The 14,508-nt window shown below is 38.4% G+C and carries 14 protein-coding genes; 5 read left to right on the top strand and 9 right to left on the bottom strand.

All coding sequences use genetic code 11. From position 1 onward, the window contains the following. Positions 1-22 precede the first annotated feature (22 nt). The gene (locus HA632_RS08735; RefSeq protein ID WP_176306804.1) at positions 23-2,074 is read left to right on the top strand and encodes a M13 family metallopeptidase; all 2,052 of its coding nucleotides are present in this window, start codon (positions 23-25) and stop codon (positions 2,072-2,074) included. Between the two features lie 19 nt (positions 2,075-2,093). Here the strand turns inward: HA632_RS08735 and HA632_RS08740 are convergent, their stop codons facing one another. Genes HA632_RS08740 through HA632_RS08760 form a run of 5 tightly spaced genes read right to left on the bottom strand, consistent with a single transcriptional unit; the run spans position 2,094 to position 7,479 of the window. Continuing rightward, the gene (locus HA632_RS08740; RefSeq protein WP_176306805.1) at positions 2,094-2,339 is read right to left on the bottom strand and encodes a hypothetical protein; all 246 of its coding nucleotides are present in this window, start codon (positions 2,337-2,339) and stop codon (positions 2,094-2,096) included. After that, positions 2,336-3,139: an SDR family oxidoreductase gene (locus tag HA632_RS08745; protein WP_176306806.1), complete on the bottom strand. Its 804-nt coding sequence runs from the start codon at positions 3,137-3,139 to the stop codon at positions 2,336-2,338. The genes HA632_RS08740 and HA632_RS08745 overlap by 4 nt, the downstream gene beginning before the upstream one ends. After that, a complete protein-coding gene (locus tag HA632_RS08750) occupies positions 3,136-5,526 on the bottom strand; it encodes a M28 family peptidase (protein ID WP_228778764.1) in 2,391 nt (796 codons plus the stop codon). The genes HA632_RS08745 and HA632_RS08750 overlap by 4 nt, the downstream gene beginning before the upstream one ends. Positions 5,527-5,579: 53 nt before the next feature. Further along, a complete protein-coding gene (locus HA632_RS08755) occupies positions 5,580-5,930 on the bottom strand; it encodes a DUF2116 family Zn-ribbon domain-containing protein (protein ID WP_176306807.1) in 351 nt (116 codons plus the stop codon). Between the two features lie 22 nt (positions 5,931-5,952). After that, a complete protein-coding gene (locus tag HA632_RS08760; RefSeq protein WP_176306808.1) occupies positions 5,953-7,479 on the bottom strand; it encodes a bifunctional GNAT family N-acetyltransferase/carbon-nitrogen hydrolase family protein in 1,527 nt (508 codons plus the stop codon). Between the two features lie 189 nt (positions 7,480-7,668). Here HA632_RS08760 and HA632_RS08765 point away from each other — a divergent pair, with 189 nt between their 5' ends. The 3 genes from HA632_RS08765 to HA632_RS08775 all read left to right on the top strand — a co-directional run bounded on the left by HA632_RS08765 (position 7,669) and on the right by HA632_RS08775 (position 9,140). Next, entirely contained in the window at positions 7,669-8,001 is a 333-nt protein-coding gene (locus tag HA632_RS08765) for a single-stranded DNA-binding protein (protein WP_176306809.1), read from the top strand. A gap of 83 nt (positions 8,002-8,084) precedes the next feature. Then, positions 8,085-8,525 (top strand): HRDC domain-containing protein, encoded by a 441-nt coding sequence (locus HA632_RS08770; RefSeq protein ID WP_176306810.1) that lies wholly within the window; start codon positions 8,085-8,087, stop codon positions 8,523-8,525. A 186-nt stretch (positions 8,526-8,711) separates the two neighbouring features. Next, positions 8,712-9,140: a hypothetical protein gene (locus HA632_RS08775; protein WP_176306811.1), complete on the top strand. Its 429-nt coding sequence runs from the start codon at positions 8,712-8,714 to the stop codon at positions 9,138-9,140. A 251-nt stretch (positions 9,141-9,391) separates the two neighbouring features. On the opposite strand, the gene HA632_RS08780 is transcribed toward HA632_RS08775, so the two are convergent. From HA632_RS08780 to metG, 4 genes are all read right to left on the bottom strand, one after another. Then, on the bottom strand, positions 9,392-9,913 hold the full coding sequence (locus HA632_RS08780; protein ID WP_176306812.1) for a ferritin: 522 nt from the start codon (positions 9,911-9,913) through the stop codon (positions 9,392-9,394). A 29-nt stretch (positions 9,914-9,942) separates the two neighbouring features. After that, positions 9,943-10,566, bottom strand: coding sequence for a CatA-like O-acetyltransferase (locus HA632_RS08785; RefSeq protein WP_176306813.1), 624 nt, complete (start codon positions 10,564-10,566; stop codon positions 9,943-9,945). 1 nt (position 10,567) lies between these two features. Then, positions 10,568-11,257, bottom strand: a complete 690-nt coding sequence (locus HA632_RS08790; protein WP_176306814.1) for an HAD family hydrolase — start codon at positions 11,255-11,257, stop codon at positions 10,568-10,570. A 63-nt stretch (positions 11,258-11,320) separates the two neighbouring features. Continuing rightward, a complete protein-coding gene (metG, locus tag HA632_RS08795; protein WP_176307170.1) occupies positions 11,321-13,378 on the bottom strand; it encodes a methionine--tRNA ligase in 2,058 nt (685 codons plus the stop codon). A gap of 166 nt (positions 13,379-13,544) precedes the next feature. On the opposite strand from metG, the gene HA632_RS08800 reads away from it, so the two are divergent. Next, positions 13,545-14,441 (top strand): LD-carboxypeptidase, encoded by an 897-nt coding sequence (locus tag HA632_RS08800; RefSeq protein WP_176306815.1) that lies wholly within the window; start codon positions 13,545-13,547, stop codon positions 14,439-14,441. Positions 14,442-14,508: the final 67 nt, after the last annotated feature.

Here is a 14,508-nt window from a genome sequence, read left to right on the forward strand (position 1 = left end):
GAACTAACAAAATGTAATCAATATGAAAATAAATGCCCTTTCGAAAACTTGGCTGACTGCCGTTTTACTGGTAGGAACATTGCAAATCCAAGCACAACAAAAAAAACCGGGAATTGATTTGTCTTTGATGGATAAATCGGTCAAACCCAATGATAATTTCTTCAATTTTGTGAATGGAACTTGGATAAAAAACACTGAAATTCCGGCCGACAGAACCCGTTGGGGAAGTTTTGATGAATTGCGTCAAAAAACTGATACCGATGCCTTAGCTATTCTGAATGAAGCCTCTAAAAATCCGGCTTATAAATCCGATACAGACCAAGGGAAAGCGATTAATCTTTACAAGTCAATTATGGATACTGTGGCCAGAAACAAGGCCGGCATTGCTCCCTTAAAACCTTATCTTGATAAAATCAATAAGGTAAAAACCGTAGCCGATGTGCAGAAATTAATGATTGAAATGGCTTCCAAAGGCGGTATAGGATTCTTTGGAGTTGGCGTAGGCACCGATGCTAAAAACAGCAACAGAAATGTGGTTAATGTTGGTCCCGGTTCTTTAGGATTACCAGACAGAGATTATTACGTTTCCGATGATAAGGATTCTAAAGAAAAAAGAGAAAAGTATGTTGGTCATGTAGCCCGCATGTTAGCTTTCTTAGGTGAAAAACCTGAAACGGCTAAAGAGCACGCCAAGAAAATATTGGAACTGGAAATTGACATGTCAAAACCAAGGTTAGACAGAGTAGAAAGAAGAGACCGCAGAAAAACATACAATCCTATGACTGTAGCCGATTTGCAAAAGTTAACACCGGCCATCGATTGGGAAGGTTACATCACCGGAATTGGTTTGCCTAAAGTAGATTCTGTAATTGTGTCTCAACCAAGATATATGGAAGCTTTGCAAGGGCTTTTTGTCCAAAATAAAGTAGAAGATTGGAAAGCTTACATGAAATGGACTTTATTGAATGATGCTGCTAGTAAATTATCAACCACCATTGAAAAAGCCAATTGGGAGTTTTACAGTAAAACACTAAGTGGAGCCATCAAACAAAGACCTTTAAATGAAAGAGCACTTCAGGTAGTTAATGGTGCGACCGGAGAAGCATTGGGTAAATTGTATGTGGAAAAGATGTTCCCGGAAGAAGCCAAACAAAAAGCTACGGAAATGATCAAATACGTGATTATGGCGTATGAAAACAGAATCAAAAACCTTTCTTGGATGTCGCCGGAAACCAAAGACAAAGCAATTGAAAAATTAAACGGCATGTCCATCAAAATTGGTTATCCTGATAAATGGAAAGATTATTCTGCTTTAACTATCAAAAGCCCAGCTGAAGGAGGAACTTATTTTGACAACGCCATGAGTATTTCCAATTGGAGTTTTAAAAGAAACATTGACAAGTTGGGCAAACCGGTTGATAAAACAGAGTGGGGAATGTCTCCACAAACCGTTAATGCTTATTATAGTCCTTCTAATAATGAAATTGTTTTCCCAGCGGCCATTTTGCAACCGCCGTTTTATGATTACAAAGCAGATGAAGCGGTTAATTACGGTGGTATCGGAGCGGTAATCGGTCATGAAATTTCTCATGGTTTTGACGATTCAGGGTCAAGATACAACGCTCAAGGGAATTTAGTAAATTGGTGGACAGAGGATGATTTGAAACAGTTTACAGCCTTAGGAACTGATTTGGCCAATCAATATTCCGCTTTGGAACCATTACCGGGCATTAAAGTAGACGGAAAATTCACCTTAGGTGAAAATATAGGAGATTTAGGTGGAATCAACGCCGCTTACGATGGTTTGCAATTGTATTTAAAAGATCATGGCAATCCGGGATTGATTGACGGTTACACACCCGAACAACGTTTGTTTATTTCTTGGGCAACTATTTGGAGAAGTAAAATGCGTGATGAAGCCATCAAAAACCAAGTGAAAACGGACCCGCATAGTCCCGGAATGTATAGGGCTTATGTGCCGTTGTTAAATTTGGAAACCTTCCATAAAGCATTCGATATCAAACCAGGAGACGGGATGTACCTTGAACCGGATAAAAGAGTAAAAATCTGGTAATAAAAATCAAAACCTCAAGTTAAGCTTGGGGTTTTTTGATGCTTTTGAGTAAGCCAATAACGCTGACAACAGCCCAAGTTCCTTCCAGGATGATGAAGGGCCAAAAGCTTATCAGGATAGAAGCAAAACAAGCAATACTTGCACCAACGATATTCATCACATAAAACAAAACTCCTTCTTTTTTAATCCAGGAAAAGATATTTAAAAAGTAGGCGAGAAGGATTAATCCAACTCCGATGGTTCCGATCAGATCATTGGTGTTCATAAGCTTTTGTTTTGAAATTCGTAACCCAAAACGGTTGCGATGGTGTCACTTAAAATAGTTTTGCCGACAGAAGGTTTACTTTCGTCAAACTCCGGCAAAGATAATCCTAAAGTTGTTGCTTTTTGAGAATAATAGTCCTTTCGGGTTGGATGAAATGGCGTGACAGCATTAAAAGTTTCGCCAAAATAATCTTGCTCAATGATACTTTCAATAATCCCAATACAATCTATTTGATGAATGAGGTTGATTGGGCCATTGGGATTTTCCAAGTGTTGTCTTCCGGCTAAAAAATAAATAGGATGTCGGTCTTCGCCGATCAATCCTCCGAAACGAACGACAGTAGTTTTGAAATGAGAGTGACTTTGCAAAAGTTGTTCCGTTTCCCATAATTGTTTACCGCTTTCGGTATCGGGTTTTGGCTTAGTTTTTTCTGTAATCACAGAATTATCATCGGTATAGACCGAGGTTGAACTCACAAAGAGTATTCTTTGAACCGCTGCTTTTTCTATAAAAGGGATGAGCTGTTGTATTTTGGCTATAAAATTTTCACCGGAATTTCCCCTTAGTTTAGGCGGAATGTCGAGTATTAAAATTTCTGAATCCGATAGAAAAGAATCGATATCACCGCTAATGCCGTGTTCCGATAAAGTTATTTGAAAAGCGTTAATTCCGGCATTTTGAAAGAGCGTAATTTTCTCCGAAGAAGTCGTCGAGCCTTTCACCAAAAACCCTTTTGCTATCAGCGATTTGGCCAAAGGCAATCCTAACCATCCGCAACCTAAAATGCTTATTTTTTTCATCGGCGTAAACTTTCAACAGCCACAGATAAACTATCTCTTTGGCCGGTCAAACCATCGAGAGCGGGCTTGATATCGCTTTCCACAATAGCCGAAGCTTTTATTTTTTGACGAATAATCACCGCATCATTTAGTACAAAAGGCGTTGGAATCATCCAAGCTTTTCTTTTGGCCATCGAGAACAGCGGATTGGTCATCAAATCAAAAGAACTTTCGACCAAATTTAAATCTAATTTTTGGGCGGCAGGAATAGAAAATTCCAATTCCAAAGGCGTATTGTCGATTACATAATAGGTCAAGAGTTTACTATTGGATTTACTCGAAATATTGCTTTCAAAGTCAATTGATTTTACACCATTGGCTTTGAAATTGCGGATAGTAGTGTTAGTGTTATTAAAGATGTCATAACGATGTACTTTTCGATTCGGAGTGATTCTGATTTGATACCAATGTTGGTTTCCTTTTACCGTATCACGTAAAAATTCAATCGTTGGTTTGGCCAATTTTTTAACCGGTGCTTTTGCCGAAAAAGTAAATACCGAGCCGTATTTGCTGTATAATTTATTGATGTTTAACGGCGCTCCGCTTTTCGGATTGTCACCTAAATAGCCTTTAGTCCATTCGTCTAAATTCACATCATAAGTAGTCCAATGCGCCTTGTTTTGATCAGCATCTAAAATATAAACTAAGCTGTTGGGTTTGGCTTTACCATAGGTATAGCCCGAGCCTTGGTGTGCTTTTATAAATAATCCGATTGATAATAAAAAGAAAGCCAATGACCATAGTCTTTTTCGTGGAAACGAACCAAAAATGGGTAACAATAAGGTAAAGGTTAAAACGGTTAAAATTGAACTGCCAAAAAGGATTTTGAGCCCTAAACCAACCGGGAACATTTGGATAAATGGCACGATGATAATTAAAGTCGGAATGGCCAATAAGGCATTGATAAACCAATTTGATCTTTGTGTCAAGACAAAAAGTCCCAACATCAAAGCGCTTGAAAGCACCGGAATAATTAAGAATCCGGCACCCGGTAATTGTAAAGCAATGCCGATATTTAGGAGCAACCAAACCAATAATGGAGCAATCAATTGGTTCATTTCGGGATTGCGCTTGCCGTTGTTTTGGTAAAATAAAAAGCAAATGGCCAACGACAAACTCACAAAAGCATAAATATAATCATGACCGTTATAGGTAAATCCTTGGAGAATGTCTTGGTATTCGGGATAAAAATTGAGGAACAATTTCCACCCGACATACGTTGCTAAACCGGCCGTAATCAGCGAAACCAAAAGCGGAATAAATCCTTTAATGATTTCGTCGATTCTCAAAACGTGTTTACCCATACCGATAAACATAAACAACAAAACCAATCCGAACCCGAGTATGACCATCGGGACTATCCAGCCAAAAGGATAACTCAAAAATCCAAAAGGAATGCTAAAATAGACTTTATCATCAGGAGAATTCAGGTTTTTCAAATCGGCATTCGCAAAATGATTCAATAGCGGATACAAATAAGTACCTTGATGCGCTAAGGTTTTCGGGTCTAAATGCTCAAATTTATCTTGAGCAGTATGATAGTCATAATGACCATCAATAAAAGCAAAATTGAAACCCTGAATTTTTCCTTCTTCTCTGAAAACCGTTAAGTCGGTGTCATTGGGCAACATTTTATAAATGCTGTACATCAACGAATTGGACGCCGGATAAGGCACATTTCCATCGCTGAAAGCATCCACCATCTTGGCATTACCTTCATTGGTTTCCATTAGCATATAACTCGGTCCTGAACTTCCTCTGGCTTCAAAATTCAAGACCAAACCCACTTCCTTGGCCCATTGGTGTTGGGTTACAAAAAGCGCGGCACCATTCAGTCCCAATTCTTCCGCATCGCTAAATAGGATGATAATGTCATTTTTATGAGCGGTCTTGTTGTGTAAAAAAGCCCGAATACTTTCTATAATCGTTGCCACGCCCGAAGCATCGTCACTAGCGCCATACGAGAACGAATGTGGAGCACTGTCATAATGGGAAAGCAGCAATAAAGATTTGGAATTTGCAGAGCCTTTAATTTTGGCCAAAATATTTTTCGATTTGACCAATGTCCCTTTTTCAGTCATTGTAAAACCTTCCTGAAAAGTCGATTGCAACCCTAAGTTTTGCAATTCTTTTTGCAAATATTGGGCAACTGTTTCATGGTTTTTGGAGCCGACATAATGGGGTTTAGCCGACATGGTTTTGACCGTTTGCAAAGCTCTTTGGGTAGAAAATTCGGAAAGCGGCGCTTCTGTTTGGTCGTAACTTTGGGGCATCATAAAGTAAAATACGCCCGAAATAACAGCTACTAAAAAAAGAAAGCTTAAGAGTGATGGTTGGTTGTTTTTCATTCTTGGCTAGTTGTTTGTTCTTTGCATCAAAGACAAAGGACTTGGTAAATTTACTAAATATCTTTTTTAACTAATACATAAAAATCATTGTCCAAAAGCATATACCCTTGGTCATACACAAAATAGTACGTATTTCCGGTTTTGGTGCTTAAAATATTGGTCAAATAATCAAAGTCAAATCCTTTGCTTAACAGTTTGGCTTTGGTTGTTTTCGATTTGCCTTCGACATTCAACTCCGAAAGTATGCGGTAATTTTTGCGCAACTTGTTGTTGATGTTCCGCATATAATTAGTGCTGTCTTTGTTTATTTTGTTGTTGTAGGCATTACGACAGCCGTCGCTGCAGAACTTTTTGTCTTCGCGACCTACAATTTTTTCGCCACATTCTAAACAGTTTTTATGCATACAAATCCTTTTTAGTGGAACATTATTTTAGTTTTTTAATCTGATACAAATCGTGTCTTCGGTCTTTTAATATTCTAACGCTTCCGTGTTCGTGCAGTTTTTTCAGCAAATCCAAATCGACATCCACAATCAAAGTCATTTCGGTGTTGGGTGTTGCTTCTGCTTTTATTCCATTACTTGGAAATGCAAAATCAGAAGGTGTAAAAACAGCAGTTTGCGCATATTGAATATCCATGTTGTTTACTTTGGGTAAATTTCCAACGCATCCGGCAATGGCTACATAACATTCGTTTTCAATGGCTCGAGCTTGGGCGCAAAGTTTTACACGGGTATAACCGTTTTGAGTATCAGTTAGAAATGGAACAAACAAAATCTCCATACCTTGGTCTGACATTAATCGGGATAATTCAGGGAATTCTACATCGTAGCATATCATGATGCCGATTTTTCCACAGTCGGTATCAAAGGTTTTGATTTCCGATCCGCCTTTCATTCCCCAATATTGCACTTCGTTTGGCGTGATGTGAATTTTGGTATACATTTCAAAGGTTCCATCTCTTTTACACAAAAATCCAACATTGTACAAAACACCATCTTCCAAATAAGGCATGCTTCCGGTGATGATGTTGATGTTGTAGGAAATGGCAAATTCTTGAAATCTTTTGCGAATGGGTTCACTGTAATTGGCTATTTCTCTGATGGCATCCGCTTCGGACAAATGATTGAAATCGGCCATCAAAGGAGCAATGAAAAGCTCCGGGAAAAGCGCAAAATCACTTCCGTAGCCTGAAACAACGTCTATAAAAAATTCTGATTGTTCAAAAAGTGCTTCCAAATTGGTTAACGGACGCATTTGCCATTGCACCAAACCAATCCGAATGACACTCTTTCGGGTGTTGATTAGCTTGGGACTTTTATCGTAATAGATATTGTTCCATTCAAGCAAAACGGCAAATTCCTTCGAGCTTTTATCACCTTCGAGATAATTACGCATAATTTTGAGGACGTGAAAATCATTACTGAGTTGGAAGGAAAGTACCGGGTCATAAATTTCTTTTGTGCGAACTTTATCGATGTATATTTTTGGCGTGATTTCATCAGCATATTTGGTGTAATTCGGAATTCGGCCGGCAAACATAATGGCTTTTAGGTTTAGTTGTTCGCACAATTCTTTTCGGGTGTCATACAAACGGCGTCCAAGTCGTAAACCTCTGTATTTTGGGTGAATGAAAACATCAATTCCATACAAAACATCACCTAAAGGATCGTGAGTTGAAAAAGTGTAATTCCCTGTGATGTCAGCATAATTGTGAGTTCTGTTGGCGGTGTCTTCATTTACAATTAACGAAAGTGCCGAACCAACCACTTTACCATCAACCAAAATGACCAATTGTCCTTCGGGGAAAATGGTTAAAAGTTTATTGATATGATGTTCTTTCCAATAGGCGTTGTCCAACTCGCTATAGGCTTCCATCATTGATTTTTTTAATTCTTTGTAATCTTCGATGCGTAAATTCCGCAGTTCAACTTTGTTTATTTCAGTTTGCATAAATCCCTAATTTTGATAAAGGTAGGTAAAATAATTTCCGTTTACAAACGCTTACAAACAATTACAACCGAAAGTAAACGGTAAGAAACCGACTAATTTTTTTCAACTGTCACAACTTTGCCTCGTTGATTTGAAATAACAGTTAACGAGAAAAATAATTTTAACAATAACATTTAAATTTTAAACGCCATGAATGCAATGAAAAACAGAGTACAGTTAATTGGTCACGTAGGACAAGAACCGGAAGTAAAAACCTTAGACGGAGGTAGAAAAGTAGCCAACATTACCATCGCTACCAATGATTATTACACCAACGACAAAGGTGAAAAAGTAGAAAACACCGAATGGCACAAAGTTGTCGCTTGGGGCAAAACCGCAGAAATCATCGAAAAGTATGTCACCAAAGGCAAAGAAATCGCCATCGATGGTAAACTTTCCCACAGAAGTTATGACGACAAAGACGGCACCAAACGTTACGTTACCGAAGTGGTTGTAAATGACCTTTTGTTGTTAGGTAAATAAAATGCGTTCCCTTTGAGTTCCTCATTTTGAAATTTCGAAATGGGGAATTTCGATGGGTTGCAGCATCAACAAAATCATTTGAGATGAACATTAAAGTATTTAATATTCGTTTGGCAAAAGCCTTTTGCCAAGACGATCAGGCCAAGATGAATGAGTTTTTGGATGGCGTAGAAGTCAAATTAACTTCTACCAATTTCGTAACAACCGGTTCAGCAGATTATTGGTCTGCAGTAGTTTTTTATTCGCCAAAAACGGCGAAGAGTTCAAAACCAGAGAATAAGATTTCGGAACAGGAATTGTCCCCCGAAGAAAGCAAAATCTTCAACGCTTTAAGATTATGGAGAAACGATTTGGCCCAAAAACTAGATTGGTCTTCCTTCAGAATTTGTCACAATTCGCATTTGATAGCAGTGGCTAAATCTAATCCGCAAACACTAGAAGGTTTAGAACAGGTTTCCGGTTTTGGTAAAGCCAGAACAGAAAAGTACGGAGAGGATATTTTGGCGGTACTTAATGCGCTTTAAACTAGGTTTTGGATATAAAGCGGCAAAGTGGGAACTTTGTCGCTTTTGATTTTTGATTTCGTAATAATTTAACGCAAAAAATATAAAGTTGTCAACACGAAAACGTTTTCATTGAGGATATAAAAACAAAATCAGCTTTTGGGTGGATTATTTAATTATATTTAATTGTCTAAACCAATCAAAAGCATGAAGAGATTAAAATTGATATTGATTTTAATTACAGCCATTTGCGCAGTCAGTTTTGGTTTTGCCCAAGTTGGAATTAACACTAGCCAGCCATTAAGCACACTCGATATCAACGGTAATTTATCGGTCAAAACGGTTACACTAACCGGAAGTGGTGCGGCCACGCTAATCAATGATGGCGTTTATATTTCCATTAATCCTCAAGCGACTGATCAAGAGTTCCAATTGCCCAATCCAATAAATTATCCGGGGAGAGTTTATATCATTAGAAACATTAACAATACAATTACAGCCAAGTTAACTACTGCTGCCGGTTTGTTGTTTCCAAAAGGGTCTACTACCGGTTCCGCTCAAATTTACATGTGGGAAGGCAACAGAAGAAGTGTGATAGTAATTAGCGATGGTTCAAACTGGACGTACTTCGACTAAATAAAAAAGCCTTCTAATCTTGAAGGCTTTTTAGTTTATGGAGCTTTTTAAATAAATCAAACATTGGACACTTTTTACATCGTTTGTCCTCTGATTTTTTATATTTTTCACAACACTCCGACTTACAGTTTTCAGCAAGCTTGTGCGTTTTAAGGAGTAGTTTTTTATGCTTTTTTTCCTTGTCTTTGGTCTTATTTTTTTCTTTCTTGCTCACCTTGCGTCATTTAATAATAAGTACGGACTAAACCTGTTTATGGTTTTGCATTCAATGACACCGAACTGGTGACCACCAATTGCTGAATATCACGATCAAATAAATATAAACCACCACGGTCTTCACCAATCAAATTAATTTTGTCCAAAATGGTTTTTGCTTGTGCTTCTTCTTCTATTTGCTCAGCCACATACCATTGCAGGAAATTATGTGTTGCATAATCTTTTTCGCCCAAAGTAATGTGGACCAATTCATTGATGGAATTGGAAACAAACAACTCGTGTTGGTACAATTCTTCAAACATTTCTTTAAAAGTGCCAAACTTTGTCTTTGGGGCTTTTAGTTCGGTGATGTTGGCATGTGAACCTCTTTCATTGACATACTTAACCAACTTCAACATGTGTTGGCGTTCTTCATCCGATTGGGCAAACATGAATTGCGCAACGCCTTCAAGTCCTTGAACTTCAGCCCAACAAGCCATTGATAGATAAATTTGTGATGATTCCGCTTCAATGCGAATTTGTTTGTTAAGTGCTTTTTCGATATTTGCTTGTAACATAGATTTATTTTTTTAGTAAAGTTAAAAAATTATTCGTTTAACAACTCTTGCAGTAAAGTTAAAAATTGGCCAACATGATAGCCGTCAACCAATCCGTGATGCACGTGAACCGAAATGCTCATGGTTTTTTTACCATTTTCTTCTACCATTTTTCCATATGAAATTTTGGGACAACTATCCGGCCAAGTAAAGCTTCGAGCATGGGAATAAGAGGTAAAATCTACCCAAGGCACGGCAGAAAAATGAATCAAATTAATTTCAAAATCTCGAGTGATTAGTCCGGGAGTGATTTGAATTCTGGCAATTTCTTTACGGGTGATTTCTGCAAAGGTGTTCAAGTCTTTGTTGTATTCCATTAAAGAAAATCCAAAGGTTTTGTCGTCGCGCAAAATCGTTGCCGAAACGTCAATTTGGTCAAAAACATAGACTTTATCCTCGATAATTCGGTAGCGAAAATTCTCCAACGCATTGACTGCAATTAGGGTTTTGTGCAAATAGTAAGTAAAAAAAGAAACGCCCAATTCTTTAGCTTTTACATAGGCTTTGGTACAATCCACTCGGGTTGTTATACCAAAAAAAGGTTCTTCCATTTGCTTGAAAAAAAGAAAATGCTCTTTTCGGCTCCAAGTATCGAGGTTTAATAGTTGTTTCACTTTATTTCAATAAAATAGGCAAGACTTCAGTGATTTTTTCTAAAGCTTTGAAGTTGGGATGTTCCACTTTGTGGCTGATTTTTTCGTGTTCCCAAGTGGTGTGAAACGGAATGTGAACCGCATGACCGCCAATGTTCAACACCGGTAAAACATCTGACTTTAAAGAGTTTCCAATCATGAAAAATTCATCTGCTCTGATTTCCAATCGCTTCAGCAAATCTTCATAATCCTTTTCTTTTTTGTCCGACATGACTTCAATATGGTGAAAATAATGTCCCAAACCCGAATTGTGCAGTTTTCTGCGTTGGTCCAATAAATCGCCTTTGGTGGCTACCACCAACTTGTATTTTCCGTTCAAAGCTGCCAAAGTTTCTTCTACGCCTTCCAATAATTCGATGGGTTTTTGGAGTAATTCTTTACCGTATTCGGTAATCTTTTCTATGGTTTCGATGGAAATGGTGTTGTTGGAAATTTTCATCGCCGCTTCAATCATCGAAAGAATATAACCTTTGATGCCGTAACCATAAAGTTCTAAATTGGCAATTTCGGTTTTAAACAATTCCTGCGACAAACCCTGATGCGACAAATAATCGCTCATCAAAGCACAAAACTTCTCTTCCGTTTCTTGAAAATAGGGTTCGTTGACAAACAAAGTGTCGTCGGCGTCGAAAGCGATTACTTTTAGGTTCATATATTTTTTTTACTGCAAATTCACAAACTAAAATGAAATTTGCGAATTCGCGGTTCTATTTTTTTAACTAATCAAAGCACCATTATTTACGCCATCCGCATCCGGGTTGACGAAAACCAGTTGGCCTTCTTTGTCATTGGTCATCAAAATCATGCCCTGACTTTCTACACCGCGCAATGCTCTTGGAGCCAAATTCACTAAAACCGTCACGCGTTTGCCAACCACTTCTTCCGGTGAAAAATGTTCTGCAATACCCGAAACTATGGTGCGAACATCAATTCCGGTATCGACTTTTAATACTAGTAGTTTATTTGCCTTTGGCATTTTTTCTGCTTCCAAAATGGTTCCGACACGCAAATCTAATTTGGCAAAATCTTCAAAGGTTGACGTTGGTTTTTGTGGTTCGGTTACTTGATTTTCCATAACATTGGCTTTTTTTGTGGCTTCGAGTTTGTCGATTTGTTTTTGGATTTCGGCATCTTCAATTTGAGCAAATAATATTTCGGCATCGCCAATTTGGTGTCCTGCCGGAATTAATTCAGATGTTTCCGTAACGGAATTCCAGCTCAAGCTTTCCAATTTTAAAATCTTCGATAATTTATTAGACGTAAACGGTAAAAAGGGTTCGGCTAAAACTTGTAAAGCTACCGCAATCTGCAGCGCTACATACATTTGCGTTTGGACGCGTTCCGGATTGGTTTTCACCATTTTCCAAGGTTCTTCGTCGGCTAAATATTTATTTCCTAAACGCGCAACATTCATCAATTCGACTTGCGCTTCTCTGAAACGATAACGCTCAATGGAACTTGAAATCACCGCCGGATAGGCTTTTAATTCGGCTAACGTTTGTTCGTCTACATCACTAAATTCATTTGGCGACGGCACAATACCGTTGTAATATTTATTGGTTAAAACCACTACACGATTGATGAAGTTGCCAAAAATAGCAGCCAGTTCGTTGTTATTTCTCGCCTGAAAATCTTTCCAGGTAAAGTCGTTGTCTTTGGTTTCGGGCGCATTTGCGGTTAAGGCATAACGCAACACATCTTGTTTTTCAGGGAAATCGATTAGGTATTCGTGTAACCAAACGGCCCAGTTTTTTGAAGTCGATAGTTTATTGCCTTCCAAATTCAGGAATTCATTCGCCGGAACATTGTCAGGAAGAATAAAACTGCCTTCCGCTTTCAACATCGCCGGGAAAATGATACAGTGGAAAACGATATTGTCTTTCCCGATGAAGTGAACGAGTTTGGTATCATCTTTTTTCCAATAATCTTCCCAGTTTTTGCCTTCGCGAGCGGCCCATTCTTTGGTAGCAGAAATATAACCTATCGGTGCGTCAAACCACACGTATAATTTTTTGCCTTCTGCGCCTTCTACCGGAACATCAATTCCCCAATCTAAATCACGCGTTACGGCACGAGGTTTCAAACCGTCGTCCAACCATGATTTTACTTGACCGAGAACGTTGGTTTTCCAGTCGTTTTTGTGTCCGACTAAAATCCATTCTTTTAAGAAATCATCATAACGATCCAAAGGCAAAAACCAGTGTTTCGTAGATTTCAAAATCGGAGTTTCACCGGTTATTGTTGATTTAGGATTGATTAAATCTGTTGCGTTCAATGTTGAACCACAACGTTCGCATTGGTCACCATAAGCTTCCGGGTTTTCACATTTCGGGCAAGTTCCGGTTACGAAACGGTCGGCCAAAAATTGGTCTGCTTTGGCATCGTATAATTGTTCGGTTACTTCTTCGATGAAGTCGCCGTTGTCGTATAATTTTCTGAAAAATTCAGAAGCGGTATCGTGATGAATCTTGGAAGACGTTCTCGAATAATTGTCAAACGAAATTCCGAAATCGATAAATGATTTTCTGATGATGCCGTCATATTTGTCGATGACTTGCTGTGGCGTGATGCCTTCTTTTTTGGCTTTCATTGAAATGGCGACACCGTGCTCGTCGCTGCCGCAAATAAAAGCCACATCTTTTCCTTGTAATCTCAAATAGCGCGCATAAATGTCTGAAGGCACATAAACTCCGGCCAAATGCCCGATGTGAATAGGACCATTCGTATAGGGCAAAGCCGCAGTAATGGTATATCTTTTTGGATTTTCTAACATAATCATTGAAATAGAGAGCAAAAATAACTTTTTAGCTACGAAATCCCGAATTAATTTTGGGATTTGTTTACTTTTGGTAAAGCCAATTTACAATCATTTTTGATTCATGCGAATCCTTTTAATTTTAGTTTCACTAATTACCATTTCCTCTTATTCCCAAAAAAAGATGATTACACCTCCGTATCTCCAAAAAGGCGACACCATTGCCATCGTTTCTACCGCACGAAAAAACATAGACGACAACTTGAAACCAACCATTGACATGCTTGAAGGTTGGGGTTTGAAAGTCAAAATAGGCAACACTATTGGGTTAGATTATTACCAATTGGCCGGAACCACCGAACAGCGCACCGCCGATTTTCAGGAACAAATGGACAATCCTAACATCAAAGCGATTTGGTGTGTTCGGGGCGGATACGGAACGGTAAAAATTATTGATAATTTGGATTTTACGAAGTTCAAAGAAAACCCGAAATGGATTATTGGTTTTAGTGATGTAACGGTTTTGCACAGTCATTTGAACCGAATGGGTATTGAATCTTTACACGCTATTATGCCTGTGAGCGTAGCCAGAGCAACGGATGAGGCGAAAAATTCACTTTGTACCGCTTTGTTTGGTGAAAAATTACAATATACTTTAGACTGCGATGCCTTAAATCATTTGGGCAAAGCCAAAGGCGAATTGGTTGGCGGAAATCTTTCGATTTTATACAGCCTATTAGGTTCAGAATCGGCGATTGATTGTAATGACAAAATACTTTTTATTGAAGACTTAGACGAATATTTATACCATATCGACCGAATGATGATGAATTTGAAACGCAACGGTTGTTTGGGTAGTTTGAAAGGCATTATTGTGGGCGGCATGACTGAAATGAAAGACAACGAAATTCCGTGGGGCAGAAATGCTTTGGAAATTATTGAAGATACCGTAAAAGGATTAAATATTCCTATTATTTATAATTTTCCGGCCGGTCACATCAGAGACAATCGCGCGTTGATTTTCGGGCGACAAATTACTATGGAAGTCACTGCTGAAAAAAGCAAAGTAGTTTTTGAATGATTAACAAACTTGTCATTCCGTGGCACGAGGAATCTCATCAGTTTGTTAGATAATGAGATTCCTCCTT

This window comes from Flavobacterium sp. J49 (assembly GCF_011742145.1).
Taxonomy (GTDB): Bacteria; Bacteroidota; Bacteroidia; order Flavobacteriales; family Flavobacteriaceae; genus Flavobacterium.

What these genes read in the sequence shown, in the direction of transcription:
- HA632_RS08775 (WP_176306811.1), top strand. Translation starts at nt 8,712, where the DNA reads ATGAAGAGATTAAAATTGATATTGATTTTAATTACAGCCATTTGCGCA.
- HA632_RS08800 (WP_176306815.1), top strand. Translation starts at nt 13,545, where the DNA reads ATGATTACACCTCCGTATCTCCAAAAAGGCGACACCATTGCCATCGTT.
- HA632_RS08780 (WP_176306812.1), bottom strand. Translation starts at nt 9,913, where the DNA reads ATGTTACAAGCAAATATCGAAAAAGCACTTAACAAACAAATTCGCATT.
- HA632_RS08755 (WP_176306807.1), bottom strand. Translation starts at nt 5,930, where the DNA reads ATGCATAAAAACTGTTTAGAATGTGGCGAAAAAATTGTAGGTCGCGAA.
- HA632_RS08750 (WP_228778764.1), bottom strand. Translation starts at nt 5,526, where the DNA reads ATGAAAAACAACCAACCATCACTCTTAAGCTTTCTTTTTTTAGTAGCT.
- HA632_RS08735 (WP_176306804.1), top strand. Translation starts at nt 23, where the DNA reads ATGAAAATAAATGCCCTTTCGAAAACTTGGCTGACTGCCGTTTTACTG.
- HA632_RS08760 (WP_176306808.1), bottom strand. Translation starts at nt 7,479, where the DNA reads ATGCAAACTGAAATAAACAAAGTTGAACTGCGGAATTTACGCATCGAA.
- HA632_RS08740 (WP_176306805.1), bottom strand. Translation starts at nt 2,339, where the DNA reads ATGAACACCAATGATCTGATCGGAACCATCGGAGTTGGATTAATCCTT.
- HA632_RS08765 (WP_176306809.1), top strand. Translation starts at nt 7,669, where the DNA reads ATGAATGCAATGAAAAACAGAGTACAGTTAATTGGTCACGTAGGACAA.
- HA632_RS08770 (WP_176306810.1), top strand. Translation starts at nt 8,085, where the DNA reads ATGAACATTAAAGTATTTAATATTCGTTTGGCAAAAGCCTTTTGCCAA.
- HA632_RS08790 (WP_176306814.1), bottom strand. Translation starts at nt 11,257, where the DNA reads ATGAACCTAAAAGTAATCGCTTTCGACGCCGACGACACTTTGTTTGTC.
- HA632_RS08745 (WP_176306806.1), bottom strand. Translation starts at nt 3,139, where the DNA reads ATGAAAAAAATAAGCATTTTAGGTTGCGGATGGTTAGGATTGCCTTTG.
- metG (WP_176307170.1), bottom strand. Translation starts at nt 13,378, where the DNA reads ATGTTAGAAAATCCAAAAAGATATACCATTACTGCGGCTTTGCCCTAT.